The organism is Tenacibaculum pelagium (assembly GCF_014062345.1).
Classification (GTDB): domain Bacteria; phylum Bacteroidota; class Bacteroidia; order Flavobacteriales; family Flavobacteriaceae; genus Polaribacter; species Polaribacter pelagius.
Genome location: NZ_JACGLS010000017.1, coordinates 1 through 438 on the forward strand (window position 1 = coordinate 1; position 438 = coordinate 438).

The window sequence follows — 438 nt, forward strand, 5'->3', positions numbered from 1 at the left end:
TACATATTTATGGAGTACAGGTACGAATACAGTGTCATTACAAGGGGTAAAAGCAGGAAGCTATATGTTAACCGTTGTAGATGCTAATGGATGTAGAGTAATTAGTGAAACAAAACTAATAACTCCGCCTGTATTAGAATTAGTAACAGAAAAAATTGATAATGTTACAGGGTACAGTTTATCAAACGGTAGAATAAAAACAGAGTTTAAAGGAGGTACTTTGCCTTATACATATCAATGGACAGATTCTACAGGGAAAATTCTTTCAGAAACGAGTAATACTATATCAGGGTTAATTGCTGGAACATATAATTTAATAATAAGAGATAGTAAAGACTGTTCGTTAAGTTTTGTATATGAAGTAGAACAGCCAGATGAATTAGAGGTTTCTATAGAAGAGAAATCAATCATAAGTTGTCAAGGTTCTAATGATGGAGT

General features: G+C 32.2%; 1 pseudogene. It reads left to right on the forward strand.

From position 1 onward, the window contains the following. A pseudogene (locus tag H3Z83_RS12830) lies at nucleotides 1-438 on the forward strand (SprB repeat-containing protein); the annotation flags it as partial.